General features: G+C 45.7%; 18 protein-coding genes. 9 read left to right on the top strand and 9 right to left on the bottom strand.

Annotated elements, in window-relative coordinates; all coding sequences use genetic code 11:
* Window positions 1–42: 42 nt before the first annotated feature.
* From NBH07_RS05335 to NBH07_RS05315, 5 genes are all read left to right on the top strand, one after another.
* Window positions 43–582: a hypothetical protein gene (locus NBH07_RS05335; protein ID WP_008780754.1), complete on the top strand. Its 540-nt coding sequence runs from the start codon at window positions 43–45 to the stop codon at window positions 580–582.
* A 27-nt stretch (window positions 583–609) separates the two neighbouring features.
* Window positions 610–1,137, top strand: coding sequence for an outer membrane beta-barrel protein (locus NBH07_RS05330; protein ID WP_008675194.1), 528 nt, complete (start codon window positions 610–612; stop codon window positions 1,135–1,137).
* A gap of 201 nt (window positions 1,138–1,338) precedes the next feature.
* Entirely contained in the window at window positions 1,339–3,639 is a 2,301-nt protein-coding gene (locus NBH07_RS05325; RefSeq protein WP_008675189.1) for an FEKKY domain-containing protein, read from the top strand.
* An 11-nt stretch (window positions 3,640–3,650) separates the two neighbouring features.
* Entirely contained in the window at window positions 3,651–4,523 is an 873-nt protein-coding gene (locus NBH07_RS05320; protein WP_008778555.1) for a hypothetical protein, read from the top strand.
* Window positions 4,524–4,535: 12 nt separating this feature from the next.
* Window positions 4,536–5,231, top strand: a complete 696-nt coding sequence (locus NBH07_RS05315) for an SIMPL domain-containing protein (RefSeq protein WP_008778556.1) — start codon at window positions 4,536–4,538, stop codon at window positions 5,229–5,231.
* Between the two features lie 183 nt (window positions 5,232–5,414).
* Here the strand turns inward: NBH07_RS05315 and NBH07_RS05310 are convergent, their stop codons facing one another.
* From NBH07_RS05310 to NBH07_RS05280, 7 genes are all read right to left on the bottom strand, one after another.
* The gene (locus NBH07_RS05310; RefSeq protein WP_008778557.1) at window positions 5,415–5,792 is read right to left on the bottom strand and encodes a DUF4405 domain-containing protein; all 378 of its coding nucleotides are present in this window, start codon (window positions 5,790–5,792) and stop codon (window positions 5,415–5,417) included.
* Window positions 5,789–6,607 carry a DUF134 domain-containing protein gene (locus NBH07_RS05305; protein WP_008778558.1) on the bottom strand — a complete coding sequence of 273 codons (819 nt, stop codon included), beginning with the start codon at window positions 6,605–6,607 and terminating at the stop codon, window positions 5,789–5,791. The genes NBH07_RS05310 and NBH07_RS05305 overlap by 4 nt, the downstream gene beginning before the upstream one ends.
* Before the next feature lie 199 nt (window positions 6,608–6,806).
* The gene (locus NBH07_RS05300) at window positions 6,807–7,472 is read right to left on the bottom strand and encodes a DUF4122 family protein (RefSeq protein ID WP_034530597.1); all 666 of its coding nucleotides are present in this window, start codon (window positions 7,470–7,472) and stop codon (window positions 6,807–6,809) included.
* Entirely contained in the window at window positions 7,445–8,110 is a 666-nt protein-coding gene (locus NBH07_RS05295; protein ID WP_229038712.1) for a DUF3408 domain-containing protein, read from the bottom strand. The genes NBH07_RS05300 and NBH07_RS05295 overlap by 28 nt, the downstream gene beginning before the upstream one ends.
* Before the next feature lie 3 nt (window positions 8,111–8,113).
* Window positions 8,114–8,551 carry a DUF3408 domain-containing protein gene (locus NBH07_RS05290; RefSeq protein ID WP_008778561.1) on the bottom strand — a complete coding sequence of 146 codons (438 nt, stop codon included), beginning with the start codon at window positions 8,549–8,551 and terminating at the stop codon, window positions 8,114–8,116.
* Window positions 8,548–9,312, bottom strand: a complete 765-nt coding sequence (locus tag NBH07_RS05285) for a ParA family protein (protein WP_008778562.1) — start codon at window positions 9,310–9,312, stop codon at window positions 8,548–8,550. The genes NBH07_RS05290 and NBH07_RS05285 overlap by 4 nt, the downstream gene beginning before the upstream one ends.
* Window positions 9,309–9,794, bottom strand: a complete 486-nt coding sequence (locus tag NBH07_RS05280) for a hypothetical protein (protein ID WP_128616953.1) — start codon at window positions 9,792–9,794, stop codon at window positions 9,309–9,311. The genes NBH07_RS05285 and NBH07_RS05280 overlap by 4 nt, the downstream gene beginning before the upstream one ends.
* 317 nt (window positions 9,795–10,111) lie before the next feature.
* Between NBH07_RS05280 and mobA the strand changes: the two genes are divergently transcribed.
* The 4 genes from mobA (at window position 10,112) to NBH07_RS05260 (ending at window position 14,555) form a co-directional block, all read left to right on the top strand.
* Window positions 10,112–10,534: a conjugal transfer protein MobA gene (gene mobA, locus NBH07_RS05275; RefSeq protein WP_008778563.1), complete on the top strand. Its 423-nt coding sequence runs from the start codon at window positions 10,112–10,114 to the stop codon at window positions 10,532–10,534.
* The gene (mobB, locus tag NBH07_RS05270; protein WP_008778564.1) at window positions 10,519–11,766 is read left to right on the top strand and encodes a conjugal transfer protein MobB; all 1,248 of its coding nucleotides are present in this window, start codon (window positions 10,519–10,521) and stop codon (window positions 11,764–11,766) included. Before mobA ends, mobB begins: the two co-directional genes overlap by 16 nt.
* A gap of 36 nt (window positions 11,767–11,802) precedes the next feature.
* Window positions 11,803–13,839 (top strand): conjugal transfer protein MobC, encoded by a 2,037-nt coding sequence (gene mobC, locus NBH07_RS05265; protein WP_008778565.1) that lies wholly within the window; start codon window positions 11,803–11,805, stop codon window positions 13,837–13,839.
* A gap of 320 nt (window positions 13,840–14,159) precedes the next feature.
* Complete coding sequence (locus NBH07_RS05260; RefSeq protein ID WP_052647254.1) at window positions 14,160–14,555, top strand: dihydrofolate reductase family protein; 396 nt, start codon at window positions 14,160–14,162, stop codon at window positions 14,553–14,555.
* A 5-nt stretch (window positions 14,556–14,560) separates the two neighbouring features.
* Here NBH07_RS05260 and NBH07_RS05255 read toward each other — a convergent pair whose 3' ends face one another.
* Window positions 14,561–15,865 (bottom strand): sigma-54-dependent transcriptional regulator, encoded by a 1,305-nt coding sequence (locus NBH07_RS05255; protein WP_034528045.1) that lies wholly within the window; start codon window positions 15,863–15,865, stop codon window positions 14,561–14,563.
* Complete coding sequence (locus tag NBH07_RS05250; RefSeq protein WP_250833482.1) at window positions 15,810–18,185, bottom strand: hybrid sensor histidine kinase/response regulator; 2,376 nt, start codon at window positions 18,183–18,185, stop codon at window positions 15,810–15,812. The genes NBH07_RS05255 and NBH07_RS05250 overlap by 56 nt, the downstream gene beginning before the upstream one ends.
* Window positions 18,186–18,369: the final 184 nt, after the last annotated feature.

Here is an 18,369-nt window from a genome sequence, read left to right as displayed (position 1 = left end):
GCGAATATAACCGTATTTATCAACAAAAAGCTTTGTAAAAATATGAGACAATTTAAAGTTTTGCTATTGTTCATAGCCATTTCTTGTTCCATGTTTGCGCAAGATCGGCTATCATTGTTTATTGGCAGGGCAAATAAATATGCCTCTGTGGAACTTTCGGATTACCGAAAACGTTTGTGTATAGAATATAATACCCCCAACAACTTATTGGATGATTATTATAGGCAATGTGGAAGAGATTGGGGGAATGTAGGTTTGGCCCTTGAAATAGCCAAAACATCTGGCAGGCACATGCGTGATGTATGTGATTATTATAAACGTTACCATAGGCACGGCTGGGATCGTGTTTTGATAGAGATAGGTATAAGGCCGGGATCGGTATATTACAATCCTTTCTATGACAGGGTAAATTATCATAGTAATTGTTGGCATGAACATTATTGTTCATACTGTGACCATCACCGAAAACATCATCACAAACATTATAAAAAACACAAGAAGCATAAACACAACAAACATTATAGGTGGGATGATGATGACGATGATGATTGGGATGACGATGATGATTGGGATGACGATTAACACTTATAGGTATAAAAGTATATTGAAATGAGAAAGATTTTAATTTTTTTAGGATTGTTGTTTGTTATGTTGAGTGGCGTTTATGCTCAAAAAGGTAGACAAGCTATTGGATTCGGACTGAGTTATGGGACGGAAATTGAGAGTATTGGCCTTGGGTTGAAATATCAATACAATATAACCAACCCCATACGTCTTGAGCCGTCTTTGAATTACTTTATAGAAAACGACAATGTTAGTATGTTGGACATAAATATGAATCTCCATTATTTATGTCCCGTAGGCAGAAGCGTAAAGTTATATCCCCTATTCGGTTTTACATTTTCTAATTGGATGTTTGACCTAGGAGATGGTTTTGATATTGATGTGGACGGAGACCATATTCATATAGACAAAGATGATGACAATCATAACGAATGCAGGGTAGGAGTGAATATCGGTGGTGGAGCCGACTTCGCATTGACAAGTAGTTGGATTATGAATTTCGAGTTACGCTACCAACTGGTCAGTGATTTTGATCAGGCTGTATTCAATTTGGGATTCGCTTATCGTTTTTAATTTATTCTATAATAAAACAATATCAGCCCTTTACTGAAAATTGCTTCAGTAAAGGGCTGATATATAGAATTGAGCAAGAAGCGTATTGGAGTTTTAGAAATGAGTGCTTACAACCACATTTTTGTCTAAGAAGAATACAAAAAGAGTGTTCTTTTTTGTATTTCTGAAAAGGATAGTGTGACAATTAAGTAAAACAGATCCATGCGTATAAAGAGATATTCTATCGTAATCTTGTTTCTATTCGTCTCTTTGTATATAAAGGCGACGGGACAGTCTTGTGATGTCATTTACATCAATGGTGAGCAATGGTGGCTGATGGCCAGACCAATAGACAAGGATTCCGCCCTATATACACGGTTAAGGGACTTTCTTCCGGAAAATCATTGTATGTCAACCGCCAACTGGGATGGTTATACGGCCTTTTGGAAAATAGAGGACAGCTGTCTTTACCTGCAACGTATGGAAATATGCGTATATGACAAGGCAAGTCGGAAAGATTCCACTTTGATTTACCACACAGACGCTCTGAAAACACTTTTTGCCTCTTATTATGAGAACGGAAGGATTCCTGCCCGCTGGTTCAGCGGTGAACTACGGGCCGGCAAAGGTGATTTGGTACATTATGTCCACTCCGGTTTCGACCGTAATATGGAAGCCGAACAGGTAATTCTACTCAGGCAAGGCAGGATACAAAGTGTACGGACATACCATAATTTCAAACAACCTGGAATAAAGATTTTAGAATCACAAGATGAAATCATCCGGCGATTCCCCTGGCATCGTTTTCCGAAGTACAAAGGACAGCGGCTGATATTCAGTATACGTAATATCCAATGTACCCCGGATGGCCATCTCCTGGACTTTGATGTCCGAACTTTGTTCATACGTCCCAAAGGAGAAAACATTGAAGACCGGAACCACCCATTAGTGAAAGCTTTCAAAGAGACACTGAAAAGTATTTATCCATGGGAGAGACTATTCATCAACGGGAAATATACCATGGAACCTCTAAACTGCGTATTAGGTATTTGGGAGAAAAATGATTTACCATCCAAAGCAGATAACGATACAACCGGATATTCCATTATAGGTAAAGTTTATGGGGAAGAAGTGCGACAGATTCCGCCCTATGATGTTATAAAAAGGCCGTTGACCGGTTCCAATCTGAGAGTAGAGGGATTGCCTTTTCAAGGTTGGCTGACTGATTCTACAGGAACTTTCAGAATAAAACATTTAAAAAAAGGACAATGTCTTTTGCGGGCAGAATTTATTGGCTTGAATCCTTGTGACACACTCGTCACCGTGTCCGGAACAACATGCACGGACACCTTACAACTGGTATTGACATTGCCTTATGACTATATCGAAGAATATGTATGTTCACCGAAATTGTCACGTGAATATATCAATAAAGGGCACCCGAATCTAAAACTGGTCATACCCATTGAACAAGACAAAAAAGTACGGGAACATATCTTTTGGAAAAAGTATGGAGTCAAATATTATAGCTATTATCCCCTGAAAGAAAACGGAAAGATGGATTGCTATTTAAACACGCCCAATCGTCTGTTGACAGCCTACAACCGGGAAGTGTTCCGCTATCTGGATAAAAAATACGGGAAAACATGGCGCGAGGAAGTACCTCCCGGCATCTTCGGACTGGATAAATCATTGGATGAGCTACGGGATGAAAGCTGGCTTATCAAGACATTGAGCCGACGATGTAAATACCCGATAGTCTGGCAGAAGAAGAACAAAGGCTGTGTCTTGCGAGTTGCTTACGAAGTGAATCAGGATGGTTACATCACCACGGCCACTATTCTTGGTAAAACGCCCCGTTCATTTCGAAAATCAGTACTGGATGTTTTACAATCGTTTAGAAATGAACCTACTGTCTTATGCCCTGGAAAGGATACGCTATGCATTCAATACAGACTGGATACCATGCCACTCCTTCCGAAGGCGGATGTGGTTATTACCGGTTATTCCACCTGCGACCAACCCGTCTTGATGAGATATGATGCCACCTTGATTGCCCATACCCCTGAACCTCGTTTGGAAGCGGGTGTTCCGGTCTGTTATCTGAATGAGCGTGGAGATACCATTGTGCCATACGGCAGATATAAATTCTGTCAAACCGATACCATCAAAGGTATAGGCTTTGTATACGAAGACAAGCCAAGAGATGCCAGGATAGTCTGCATTAACGATGCAGGCAAGAAACTTTTTTATGTAGTCGAATGTGATAACGGACCTGATTATGTCAAGGAAGGGTTGTTCCGAATCATGGATGAGAAAGGCCTGATGGGTTTTGCCGATTCGTCGGGACACATAATCATTACTCCCCAATTCAAGTTTGCATACCCTTTTGAGGGAGGAAAGGCTAAGGTTACATTTACGGGAAAACAAAAAGTCGTATCCGGGTCTGACGGCGAAAAACATTATTGGGATAGTGAAGAATGGAGATATATAAACAGAAGATGTAAGTTTGTACAACCTTAAAGTCAAAACGTATGAAAAAAATAGCGTACTTGTTATCAGTTTATTTATTCTGCTTGTTACCCAAATTGCAAGCGCAGGATATCGATTTTCCGCTGTCACTGTCGGAAATAGAAAAGTATGAGAGCCGCATCCGCATACAAAGGCTTCCCGCTGTCACCATCACCCATGCGGACGCCTACAAAATCAGGACACGACAACCAGTATATTCTCCTCGGACAAAAGAGATTGTGCTTGATATAATCAATATGGATGGCCCTACAGCCGAGCTTGAATATCATAATCTCAAACAGATGGTAAATGGCAAATGGCTCGGTTTCCCCTTTATAGACAATCTTGTATTCGCCATTGGAGGAAGAGATTTATCCAAAGGCGATACGCTACCCGAACATATCCGTATGTCCGAGTTTAAATATCCGTTAAAGCCCAACAGGTACCAGGCTAATTTTTATGTGTTTGCCAACATCCATACCTATTGCAATCTGACAGGTAAAAGTATTGTTTCCATAAAGGAGACGGAAATGGACGGTGCCTTTGCTTTCAAGGTATTACCATCCAATAATGATTCCATACGTATTTTATTTGAAAACCATACAAACCTGGAGGTACAACCGGTCTTTTTCCCTAGTATAAGTACAGACGAGCGATATATGGTACATCCCTTTGCCCGTTCCGGTTGGATAGGAGAAGCGAATTATATGAAAAGCCGTGCCCGTTTGAAAGGTGGAGAAGCGATACTGTTTACCATTCCTGTCTCATGGGATGTCAACCGGATAACAGACAGAAACGACAAGAAACGATTCCAAGCAGGCAGGTTACTTTCAGGAAAATACCGAATAGGACTGCAACTCGAAATTTATATGGATACGGAATTTGAAGTAAAATAAATACAACCGCTTATGATAACAAGACTATTATTATTGGCAATGCTCCTGCCGCTAGCCGGCCTGTCACAGGTGCAGGCGCAGGCAGACGGACGCTACATTGAAGTGACCGGGACATCCGAGATTGAGATCGTGCCGGACAGGATTCACTACATTATCGAAATCCGTGAATACTTCGAGGAGGAGTTTGATGGCAGGTCCAAACCGGAGGAATATCGTACAAAGATCTCTTTGGACCGGATCGAACAGGGACTGCGGGAAGTGCTGCATGACGCGGGTATCTCTCCGAATGCCGTCCGTACGCAGGAGATCGGTGATTATTGGCGTAAGCAAGGGCAGGACTTTCTGGTGGCCAAGACCTTCGATATTACGTTACTGGATTTCAAACAGATTGATGAAATCCTCAAACGTATGGATACCAAAGGTATCCATACCATGCGCATCGGTGAACTGGAAAACAAGGACATGTTGTCCTACCATCAAAAAGGAAAAATCGCGGCCTTGAAAGCGGCGCAGAGGAAAGCGTCCTATCTGGTGGAGGCATTGGGTAAAAAATTGGGACCGGTAATACGTATTGTAGAAGACGAAGCAGGTAGCAGCCTTCCTTTCTCACAGAGTAACGTGCTGTCCTCCAATGTCGTTTCATTTGATAGTTTCCGTACAATTAAAAAGAAATACTCTATGCTTGTGCGGTTTGAGATTGCGGATTGAAAGGAATCGTAACTGCCTGAATATAAGGAATAATGTCGTATACTGCCATTGCCTTCAATAACTTGGTATGAAATTCGAGGAGGATCTTGAATCTAAATTCCAATGTTCTACCATATCGGATATTCATAAATAAACAAGCCAACCTATTCTACCACATAAAGTAACAAGTTGGCTTGTTCTAAATTAATAACATAAATAAAGCCAAGGCATTATTGTCATCATTAACAGCATCAATAACAAAACATAAAGCAATATCCGTAGTGTATGGTTCGGGCATTTCTTTGTAACAAAAGCCGATACCATCTTTATGTGTAACAAGATATGAATGGCAAGCAGAGTGACCAATACAACTCCCGCCCACAAATGAATATTACCCCAATCATGCCTTCCCAAGCCCAGCAAATGTGAACACCATGGGGTAGCGTCTTGGAATCTTACAGCATGGCGGGAAGGAATTACTATTTCCAATATGAAGCCACTTATACTTACCAAAGCCATTGCCATCAGCATGACAAAGTCTATGATAATATTAAGCGGCATCTTATTCTTTCCGGACATCATTCTTTATGGCTATGTCCATGACATTCATGATGATGTTCATGGGATGAACAGCCCACTCCCGAATCTGTAAGTTTCCCGCTTAAATAATCAGCGGCAACTTCCAATAGATTACCCGAACAGCCTCTTATGACTTTGATATGGTGGGACGTAAGTACATTCAAGGCACCTTGCCCCATATTTCCTGCCAGCATAACGCTGACTCCCATGTTTTCCAATTCTCCTGCGATATTGGATTTACATCCGCATCCTTGCGGAGAAGGAATAGTCTCGCTACTTAGAATCTGGTTGTCTTGTCCTACTGTCAGGATTGTGTAATACTCACAATGACCGAAATGGTTATCGACTACATTGTCTCTGGTCGGAATAGCAATTTTCATCATAATCTCATTTTTATTAATGTTAATATTACTTGCGCTTAAGTCATCGGAGTGGCATACCGGACATTCCATCTTGCGGATTTTAAGCGTGGGATTGATATTGTTGAATAAGAAACCGCATGCTCCGCAACGGAACCATTCACTGTCAGTGTACGCTGCTCCGCCTTCTATCATTATGGTAACACCACGAACCAATGCCTTGGCAATCTTTCGCCTTGCGCTGACATATATCCGACTTAGTGTCGGACGTGATACTCCCATTGAAACAGACGCTTCCTGTTGGGTTTTCATTTCATAATCGCATAACCGTATCGCCTCATACTCTTCAAAATGCAAGAATATGGTATTCTTACAACAACCGTTCAGACCTATCGGCTTGAATCCTGCGGTAACGGGCATGTCATTAACTTTACGGATGTTCTTGGGACGTGGTGACATTATATATATTGTTTTTGCTTGCAAATATAATGAGCAAATGCTCAAAATAAAAATAATAGTTTCTCTTTTTTATAGAATAAATCTCTTCCGAAATAAAGCCACATGCCGAACGACATATAAATGGAAGCCGCCTTTCTGTAAAATATAGAATTCCGCCTATGTTCGCAGGCGGAATCCCATTCCCCGGAAGTGTTCTCTCTTACACCAACTCTCGCCAGTCAACTCCGCCATTGTTCCTTTTCCCTTCTTTTTTCAAAGGTCGCGGGTTTCCATCTTCATCCAGGTTCTCTTCCAGCAGTTTATTCACGGCTTCCTCATTCCCTACCTGGGAAATGAAAAGATCGAACAGACTGGTATTGCGGATAGCGAACAGCGTCCGTGCGGCACTGCTCCTTTTGTCCGCATCCTGGTCCGCCCCGTTCACCCTCATCAGCACATCCCCGACAAGGCTGAACTCCTCCAGTGTAACCGCCTGCGTAATCACTTCCGTTTCCGGTAATGCGTTGTCCAGTTCTTCCTGCTCCTTTCGAAGGAGTTCCATCTCCTCCAGCGGAAGCAGACATTCCACATCCTCTTCCCGGATTTCCTCATCCTCACCGATATAGTCCGTCCCCTGTTCCAGCGGCTGACTCATATAGGGGGCCACCGTCTTCCCAGCATTCTCGTCAAGATAGACGAAGCGTGTCTTTCCCATCACTTCTTTCTCATCCGCCGGCTCCGGTGACATCGATATCATTTGCTCTTTTTTCACCGGCGTGTACAGCAGGTCACACAGCTCATGTACTTTTTTCTTTTGTCCCCATACCTTATATAACAGGTAAGCAGCACAGCCGACCCTCACCGACAGATAGACGAGTCCTTCCATACCATCATTTCTTTAAATTTTCGATGACACGTCTCATCAATGATATCCCGGTACTTCTCCATATGCTCCGCCAACACATTGTTCACGAACGTGGGTACAGATATTCCCGGCGCAATGACAGGAAGAATCCCGGTCAATGTCTCATACAAGGATTCATCAATATAGGTTTGTCTCCTGGCTCCGGTCATTTTCCGGGTCAGGAACATTTCTCTGTAAACACTCGCATTTTCCATGCCTTTCAATAAATCTTTGTTTTCCATATCTTCTTCTTGCTTGAATTGTTTCAAAACCGGACCGGCTTGCAGACCGGTCGTTTCCTCTACAGAAGTCTCGATAGCGTCCGGTTCCGGAATCCCGTTATTGGACAAGGCTTCAATCAGGATCTCCCCTAAATTTTCCGGAATATCCATCTTTGCGAAATCAGGAAAGAAATCCGCATCGTCAGGGTGTTCTTTGAATTCTGCCGGAAATACGGTTTCCATATAAGTCGTATCACGGACTGACTTCCTCATATCCGTTTGCATCGGGGGGAGAGCCCCGCCTTTCCTCAACCAGTTCCTGCCTGCTTTCATTTTGAGAACCTTGTACAGCAAATATGTTACAAACAGCAGGACTGGATAAATAAACAGATGTTCCATAATCTAATGCGAATTTTGGGTACTCAAGCGAACCATTTCATCCAGTTCTTTTTCATACACTTCCAAATGATGGTCAAGCACGTTGTCCAGAAAAGCGGGAACAGTCATGCCGTCACTGAGCAACGGCAGAATCCGTGCAAGCCTACGGTAGGTGTCATAACAGATATAAGTCTGCTTTCGATGGACAGCAATCTTACGGTTGAGAAAATTTTTTCGGTACTCTTGTATCTTCTCCGGAAGTGAGGTTCCGCTTCCGGCCGGTTCGCAGGAAACAGGAAGCGGTTTGTCCGCATCTTCCCGTACGGACGGGAAAATATCGGTTTCCCTTGTGGTCTTTTCTTCCGCAAAAGGAGTCTTAGGAGTGCCCTCGGCATCCGTACCGTTGGCCATGAACTCTTTCAACCGTTCCTCATTGACATTGAATATGCCCCTTTTTTTCATGTCTTGTCGGATTTAAGATGGATAATCCGTTCGATCTCCCCGGCCAGTACATCCATATTGCTCCCTTTCAACAACTTTTCCGAAGGTGGAAAGTAGGTGCTTCTGAAAAATGTCTGCCCGCCGGAGGAGGTCTCTTTGTTATAACGTTCCATGTCCGGCATGACCGTCGAGAGCGTCTTCAGACCGATCTTCTCAAAAATCTCGTTATAGTGACGGTAAACCTCTCTGGAGACACGTCCGTCAATCTTGTTCCAGAACAGTAGGATCTCTTTTAACGGTGCTTCAGGATATTGCCGGATGAAATCCCGGAGCGTCGCCACGAAAGACAGGCTGCTCTGCATGACCATCCGGTCCTGCACGACTGGCGTAAACACATAGTCCATGTTGATGATGGCCTCAAGGATTCCCGGAGTATTCACCGTTCCGGGCAAATCAAAGAAAAGGATATCACTGTTCCCCGACAACCGGTCTGCTGTTTCCAGTACCTTGCCGGGCCCGGAGGTAAGGACCGGATAGGCTTTCTTCCCCGTCCGTTCATACTGCCTGCACAACAACTGTTGGAGGAACTCGCTTCTCTCGACGTTTTTCATGTCACGGGAACGTAGCGCCTGGATGCTGAACTGGGGATAGTCGCAATCTATAACCGCGACATTCTTTCCCTTCACATAGTGGAAATAACTGGCAAGCAGCACCGTCATGGTGGACTTGCCCACACCGCCCTTCTGGTTGCTCAAGGCGATGAATGTGCATCGTTTGCTCATAAGCTTTCGAATTGTGGGTTAATAATCGTTTTAATGTTCTCGCTGTTTCTTCTTTTCAACGGCTTGTCGGGTTCATGGGACATGGCACGGTACGGATGGCATATTCCGGCCTTGTTATCACTACAGAATAACATCCTCATAAGATATGAGGGGCTTGTCTCCCTACCGGATGATGGCACAATATTACCGTCATACTTGAAAAACGGAAGATTGTCATATAGGTACAGGCTGTCATGCCTGTACCCTCCCGGCATATTGTCGCCAAATGGCCGTATCATTGTATTTTCTCTTTTCATGGTTATCATTCCGTTTTTTTCTCTTGACACAATAACATAATATTTTAAAAACATGCCGTGGACAGAGGATGACCTGCCGGTAACACGGGTATATTTTATCAGCACATCGGAAGATAGTTTCCCTGTCACAATCCAAAAGTAATGGCTATTTCCAAGACTTCCGCCAATATTGCCTAGCTCTGACATCAGATGTCGTCAGATGTCATCAAATGTCATACTGGGGTCTGTTTTACAGCTTGTTGCATCCCTCTATTTTTGCAAAGTCAGAATCACGCAATGAAGGAAGAAGGAGTTCACGGACCACGGCACGCCGCAAGCGTCGCGCTGCAATCCGACCATAGGAGGATTCTCTGTTCAAACGAACAGAGCAAGTTGTGTCCTTGTCCGACAAAAAGTCTTTTGTCCGACAAGAACCAACTTGCCCGCCCAGAGGGGCGGGGGAATCCGCTCCAAAGTCGCGGATTCTGGAAGAGAAAAAAGTACAAACCAAAAATCTCATGTGTATGGAGAAAACAACAGGGACAAGGACGGGCAGAAAGCCTAAAAATGATCCGACGGACCACAAGTACAGTTTCCGCCTGAACGCCGAGGAGAACACAAGATTTGAACAGTTGCTGGCGGATTCAGGAGCCGGCAACCTCACGCTGTTCATCAAGAAATCCATCTTCTCGGGACAGATAAAGGTCGTGAAAATAGACAAGGCGACGATGGACTATTACATCAGGCTGACAGAATTCCACAAACAGTTCCAGGCTGTAGGCAACAACTACAACCAGGTGGTACGTGCCTTGAAGAACAATTTCGGGGAGAAACGGGCGAGAGCGTTGCTCTATAAACTGGAAAGATTGAGTCTTGAGCTGATGCTCGTCTGTAAAAAGGTCATGGCGCTAACCCAGGAATACGAGCGGAAATGGTTGCAAAAATAAGTCATGGCATGAGTCTTTACGGAGCACTTGCATATAACTATGAGAAGGTAGCGGCTGGTACGGCTGAGATTCTTTCCGGTAACCGTATGATTTCCGACCGGCTCGGATTGCCAAGCGAGGATATACGCCTGGCATTGCTCTCTTTTGAGAATTACCTGCTGGCAAACCGCAATACGGAGAAGCCCGTCCTGCACATTTCCCTTTCCCCAGCACCGGAAGACCAGCTGACCGACGGGCGGCTGGCAGAACTGGCGGAACGTTATATGCAGAAGATGGGGTATGGGAACCAGCCTTACATCACCTACAAACATACCGATACCCACAATACCCATATCCATATTGTCAGTGTCTGTGTGGATGAACAGGGGAAAAAGATCAGCGATGCCTACGAGCATCGGCGTTCCATGACCGCCTGTCGGGAACTGGAAGTGGATTTCGGTCTGCGAAACGGAGCGGATGCGGAAAGGCGGAATCCAAAAGCGGAACTAAGAAAGGTGGACGCCCCCTTGGGAGATGTCCGCCATCAGGTAGGCAATACCCTTAAAGCCGTATTGGAAAGCTATCGTTTCCAAACCTTCGGGGAATACAATGCGCTGCTTTCCACGCTCAACATCGAGGCGAAACAGATCAGGGGAGAATACAACGGTACACCATATACCGGTATTGTCTATTCGGTCACGGATGATACCGGCAAGGTGGTCAGCCCACCGTTCAAGAGTTCCCGATTTGGGAAACGCTTCGGAAATGAACAGTTGGAAAAGCGGATGCTGATGAATCTGAAAGCTCTCAAAGACGAGAAATGGGCCCCCTCCATACAGGCGGACATCGTTCGTGCCTTGCGGCAGGCGGATTCACGGAAACGGTTTGTGGAACTGCTCAGGCAAAGGCGTATTGATGTGGTCTTCCGCGAGAATGAGCGGGGACGTATCTATGGTGTCACCTTTATTGATCACAACCATCGGGAGGTATTCAACGGCTCACGCATGGGCAAGGAGTTTTCTGCCAATGTGTTCAACGACTATTTCAAATGGTTGGAAAACATACCTGAAAAGGAACGGGGCGGACATTCCGCTACAGAACTTTGGCAGCATCACCGTCACGAATCCTCTAGCACGCTCGAACTGGCGGCAGGCATTCTCTCCTTGGAAACCAATCCGCGGGATTACGAGGAGGAAGCCTTTGCACGCCGCATGAAGAAAAAAAAGAAGACCGGACGCAAGCGTGGCATTTAGACAAAACAAGTATCAACCCGTTTATTCACAATTTTTATGCAACAGGAAGACGATTTGAGGGCTCTCGCCAAGATAATGGAGTTCGGAAGGGCCGTGAGTATTTTTCTTTTGGTGGTACACGTTTATGTGTACTGCTATCCAAGTATCACCGCATGGCATCTGAACCTTGAGGTGATAGACCGGATTCTGATAAACTTCAACAACACGACCGGAATTTTCAACTGTATTCTCTGGAGCAAACTGTCGGCTGTGCTTCTGTTGGCCGTTTCCTGTCTGGGTACGCACGGGGTCAAAGGTGAAAAGATAACCTGGCCTAAAATTTATGCGGCATTGGTGGCAGGATGCGCATTGTTTTTTCTGAACTGGTGGCTTCTTGAACTGCCATTGCCACACATGGCAAATACCGCATTCTATATTTTTACTCTTACGGCAGGCTATCTCGCCCTGTTGATGTCGGGGTTATGGATGAGTCGCATTTACAGGCACAACCTCATGGAAGATGTGTTCAATATGGAAAATGAGAGTTTCATGCAGGAAACCCGACTGATGGAGAATGAATATTCGGTAAACCTCCCGACGAGATTCTATTATAAAAAACGCTGGAATAACGGATTTGTCAATATTGTCAATATTTTCCGTGCCTGCATGGTTATCGGGACACCGGGCAGCGGCAAATCCTATGCGATAGTCAACAGTTACATACGTCAGCTTATAGCCAAAGGCTTTGCGATTTACATCTACGATTACAAGTTTGATGACCTGTCCACCATCGCCTATAATTCTTTGTTGAAAAATATGGACAAGTACGAGATCAAGCCCCGGTTCTATGTCATCAATTTTGACGATCCGCGCAGGTCTCACCGGTGCAATCCCATCAATCCGGAATTCATGACGGACATTTCCGATGCGTACGAGGCGAGCTATACGATAATGCTCAACCTCAATCGCACCTGGATCGAAAAACAGGGGGACTTCTTCGTGGAGTCCCCTATTATTCTGCTTGCGGCAATAATCTGGTATTTAAAGATTTACAAGAGCGGTATTTACTGTACGTTTCCCCATGCGGTGGAACTGCTCAACAAACCCTACTCAGACCTGTTCACCATCCTGACCTCTTATCCGGAGCTGGAAAACTACCTTTCCCCCTTCATGGACGCATGGAAGGGAAATGCCCAGGACCAGCTCCAAGGCCAGATAGCCTCGGCTAAAATACCCCTTACGCGCATGATCTCCCCACAACTCTACTGGGTGATGACCGGTAATGATTTTTCATTGGATATCAACAATCCGAAAGAACCCAAACTGCTCTGCGTGGGCAACAATCCGGACAGGCAGAACATTTATTCGGCAGCGCTCGGATTATATAATTCCCGTATCGTCAAGCTTATCAACAAGAAAAAACAGCTTAAATGCGCCGTTATCATTGACGAGCTTCCCACCATCTATTTCCGTGGGCTTGACAACCTGATCGCGACGGCGAGAAGCAACAAGGTGGGCGTGCTTCTGGGTTTTCAGGATTTCAGTCAATTGACACGTGACTACGGAGAAAAAGAATCCAAGGTCATCCAGAACACGGTGGGGAATATTTTCAGCGGACAGGTGGTCGGTGAAACCGCAAAAACGCTTTCAGAGCGCTTCGGCAAGGTGCTTCAGCAACGTCAGTCCGTATCCATCAACCGTCAGGATGTATCCACATCCATCAACACGCAGCTAGACTCGCTCATTCCCGCATCAAAGATCGCCAACCTCTCACAAGGCACGTTTGTCGGGGCTGTGGCGGATAATTTTGATGAGAGGATAGAGCAAAAAATATTTCATGCCGAAATTGTCGTGGACCATACCAAGATCAGCGCGGAAGAAAAGGCTTATCAGAAAATCCCGGTCATCAACGACTTCAAGGACAGGAACGGTAACGACATCATGATGCAACAGATACAACGCAATTACGACCAGATCAAGGCGGATGCTCAGGTTATTATCAATGAGGAGATGCGGCGTATCAAAAATGACCCTGAACTCCGTAAACGACTAGGTCTGGAAGATGAAAAAGGAAAGGACCCCGACAAATCATGACAAGTGGAGGGGTAATTGAAGAATTTATACCCCGCCTGATCGGATTATTGAAAAAGATGCCGTATATTTGAAACTTGAAATAGAGAAATAAGGCCGGTCTCGACAATTGGGACCGCCATTATTATACATAAGTCGCAAGACGTCTCGAACAGGAATCTGACAAATTCAAAAACACAGAGGCTATTGCGTGAGGCTTATGCTATACCTTATAGCATGAGCCCATGCGGGTTTCTGTGTTGGGCTTTGTCAGAGCCTCTGTTCGAAATAAGCATGGGTTTCATGCTTTTTTAACAAGAGGTATGGCAAAAATTCAAGTTATCATGGCACTCACTCTGGACGGGTTCCTTCCGCATGAAGACGAGATGCTTATGCGATGGGTGAGGGAAAACAAACGGTATGGTTTCCCACGCTGGCAGCGACAGGCCACATTCCACATCTACCCCCATTACGGTTTGATGGACTTGCTGAATGTAAAGGAAAAGCATGACAAGGATTGTATTTATCTGGCAGGAGTGGGAGATGGAGGAAGTGCGGAATATGCCGATGGACTTTTTCGGTATAATCTGGTGGATGAGACAGAACTTTTTCTGCTGCCCCTTTCTTATGGTGGTGGAATCCCCTTGACGGGAGAATTCCGGTCTGCCCGCTGGAAACTTCTTGGCTGCAAAACTTTCTCCAACGGAATCTGCCGGCTTATGTATAAACGAAACGGATGAAGATGCTATCTCAACCCATACCTTTCCATTTTCTTGTATAGCGTCGGACGGCTCATTCCCAACATTCTCGCCACACGACTGATCTTACCTCCACATTCTTCCAGAATCTTCCTTATTAGTTCTTTCTCTTCTGCTTCTTCCATCAAGCCTTTTTTACATTTTTCGCCTGTCCTACAGATGGTCGCATTAAGATTCAGATCTTTATGGGTTAACAATGGAGATACCGCCAACAGGACAGCACGTCTTATCCGGTTGTCAAGTTCACGCACATTGCCCGGCCATGAGTGGGAAAGCATGGAGATTTTGGCTTGTTCGGTAAAACCGGAGGTCTCCACACGTATCTCTTCTGAATGTTGCTCACGAAAGAAGTCAGCCAGTGGTAATATATCTTCCGGGCATTCGGAGAGAGAGGGCTGGCGTATCTCAAACTCGGCGAGACGGTAGTACAGGTCCTCCCGGAAACGTCCCTCCCGTATGGCACGCTCCATATCCTCGTTGGTGGCCGACAATATCCGTACATCGGCTTCAAGTTCTTTGCGGCTGCCTACTGGACAATACACTCTTTCCTGTAATACCCTGAGCAGCAGTGTCTGCATTTCGGGAGGCATGTTTCCGATCTCGTCAAGGAAGAGCGTACCGCCCTTGGCCGTCTCAAAATAGCCGGCAGTATCCTTTTTCGCATCGGTAAATGCCCCCTGCACGTGGCCGAAGAACTCAGATGCGGCAAGTTCCCCCCGGATACAACCACAGTTCACCGCCACAAAAGGCTTGTCCTTACGCCCGCTATGCTGTTGGATCAGCTGTGCGACAGATTCTTTTCCGCTACCGTTCGGTCCAAGGATCATGACGGAACAATTCAAAGGAGCCACACGACAAGCTATCCGCTCGGTCTCCCGGACCGCCCCGCTAAGCCTTTTCATTAATGATTTCTTCGGGGGAACGGAAACTGGCAGGCCGATCAATCCCCGTAACAGTTCCATCAGTAACTCCTCGTGGACAGGCTTGGGCAAGTAGTCCTTTGCGCCCAATTTGACGGCACGCACCGCATCTGCAATGGAGGCATGTTCGGTCATCACCACAAAAGGGATATGTAACCCTTGGGAGATGCTCCATTCCAGTAAGCTGATGCCATCCCCTTCGGGAAGGCGAACATCTGTCAGTACCAGCGCCACGTTATTCCCCTTGATTTTCCGGCGTGCCGAAGGCTCATCTATGGCCGTCAATACCCCGTAACCGGCTTTCTGTAGCCATCTCTCAAGAATATCGCAAAGAATCAGGTTGTCCTCCACGATCAATAAAGTTTTTTTCATCCCCATCATTTTTCTTTCTTAATTCATTATTTACTTCGTCTATCAGTAACCGTATCTGTTTCATAATTCTCATCGTGTACTCTCTGACCGTCTCGTCGCTCGAGATCCTGTCATGCAGGAGCATCCGATAACCGGACAGCACATCGTTGGCCCCTAACAACTCCCAGACCGGAGCCATCCGGTGTACGATCCTCCGCATGGCTTCCCGGTCGGTTTTTCTCAAAGCCTCCTCCAGTTCGGCAATATCCTTTTCCGACTCTTTTGCGACAAGACCGAACATATGACGACGGTCGTCCGTACTTTCCATCAGACGGGAATAGTCGAACGGGGACATGCCGGCGCTTCTACCCTCCGTAACGGAGGAGATAAAGGCCAGTAGTCCTTTTGAAGAGAAAGGCTTGTGTATGCAACCGCAAAAACCGGACTTCATATACACGCCCGAGTCCCCGTCCCCCCGTGCCGTCATGACAGCGACCGGAACGGTACGGGAATTTCCGATATCCGAGTTACGCAGTAATCTCAACAAGCCGAAACCATCGGTCACGGGCATCTGTATATCTGTCAATACCAAATCATAATCCAAGCGGTTGAGTGCTAGAATGGCTTCTTTTGCATTTTGACAGGTCGTGCATTCCACCCCGTTGCGCCCGAGCATGTCTTCCGTTATTTTCAGAAGGATGCTGTCATCGTCCACTACCAGTACATGTTTGGGAAGTATCGTCGCAGATTGTACCGGAAGCTCCTCTGTTTCCGGTTCTTCTGTCGTTTCCGAAAGGGGAAACGACAGGCGGAATGTTGTACCTTTACCTGGTCGGCTCTCTACTTCAATGCTTCCGTCCAGTACCTTTACAAGAGCTTTCGTGATAAAAAGCCCAAGACCGAAACCTTCCGAGTTTATCTCCTGCGCCGCACGCTCGAACGGACGGAAGACACGTTCCAATGTCTCCTCATCCATACCGATACCGGTATCACCGACCTCCACATATAATCTTCCCGCCATATACTCGGTATGGAAACGGATCGTACCCGACAGGGTGAACTTGATGGCGTTTGTCAGCAGATTGTCCAATATTTGTTCCAATTTGTCCGCATCTCCTCTCACTGTAATATCGCCGACATTCTTATGCCGGTGCTCGAACAGCAAGGCCCGGCCACCCGCCTTGCGGGCATATTCCTTCGATATGTTGTCAAGCAAGTTGTTTAGACGGAAAGGAACCTCGTTACGGGTATCCTTGGTCTCATTGATCTTATAAACATCCATCAGGTTGTTCACCAGATTCAGTATATGGCGGCAGGAATGGCGGATGTTCTCCAGATAGCCTTCCCGTTTTTTCTTTTCACGGGTTTCCGAGGCCAGCTCCACGCAGTTGTTGATATTACCCAATGGTCCCCGTATATCGTGAGAGATGGTCAGGATGATCTGTTTACGCATACCGAGCAGTTCCTCGTTCTCACGGTTTATCCTTTGGAGCTGTGCCCGCCCTTCCCTTTCTTTCCTGATGTCATGCCGTATGATCAGGAACGAGATGAATAGCAAGGAGGAAGCGGAGACGATTACCAAGACAAACAGCTTGAAAGAAAAATCTCCGGCTTCCGTGATTTTTTCCTCACGACTGATGAACGCCGCCTGCGCTTGTCCGTCAAGATGGGTGATGAGTATTTGCAACTTCCGGTTCAAGGCCTTATTCTGTATGCGCAGACTGTCGGTATAAATGTCTATCCGGCGTTCACGTTCCTCTTGCATGGCGATCAGCTTCTCATTCAAATCTTGCAGTCCTTTCGATGGCTCGAAGACCTGTACGCTCCTTTTTCCACCGAACCAACCGGCAATCCCTTTTTTCTTTTGAGTGACTGTCCGGGTACGAACCGCTTCCCTGATAACAACAGGCAGACGATTTGCGAGTAGACTGTCCGCTTCCCCCTGTCTGGTAATGGTCTCCATAATGCGGAGCAGGTGTACCTCCTTGGCTTCCAATAAATGGCATAGGGAGTCTATCTGCTTTGGCAGGACGAACGTGCCACAACTCACTTTCAATATTTGTAACAAGCTGTCCGTTTGCAAGCGTTTTCTGCGATACTCACGAAAATCGGTATCCTCCCAGACTATGACGGACTCTCCATAGGTGGCAAGCTCCGTGATATAGCGATGCGCCGTACTGATGTCATGGCGTATCCTGCGTATCTCCGATGTTTCCGTTTTTATTTCACGCATGCGGCTCCGTTCGTATAACAAGATGGAAACCATACCGCAAACAGCCATGATCAATATCATATACCCTAAAAGAACCTTATGCTGTAATGAAGCTTTCCTTGCTACCATAAATAGATTTTTATTTTTTTTAATACGCAAATAGATTTTATCAGTTTTTAATATTCACAAGATCATTCGTCACAAAAAATAAAGGCAACGTCTACTTTCCCAAGCAGGCCGTTGCCTCGTAAATTCCCTATCTTTTGATAGAGAATTTACTTATGACCTGATTTTACGTGTACATAAAAGTTCA

This window comes from Parabacteroides sp. B2-S-102 (assembly GCF_023656665.1).
Classification (GTDB): Bacteria; Bacteroidota; Bacteroidia; order Bacteroidales; family Tannerellaceae; genus Parabacteroides; species Parabacteroides distasonis.
Note: the sequence above shows the minus strand (reverse complement) of the source record. Positions and strands in the feature narration are given on the sequence as shown.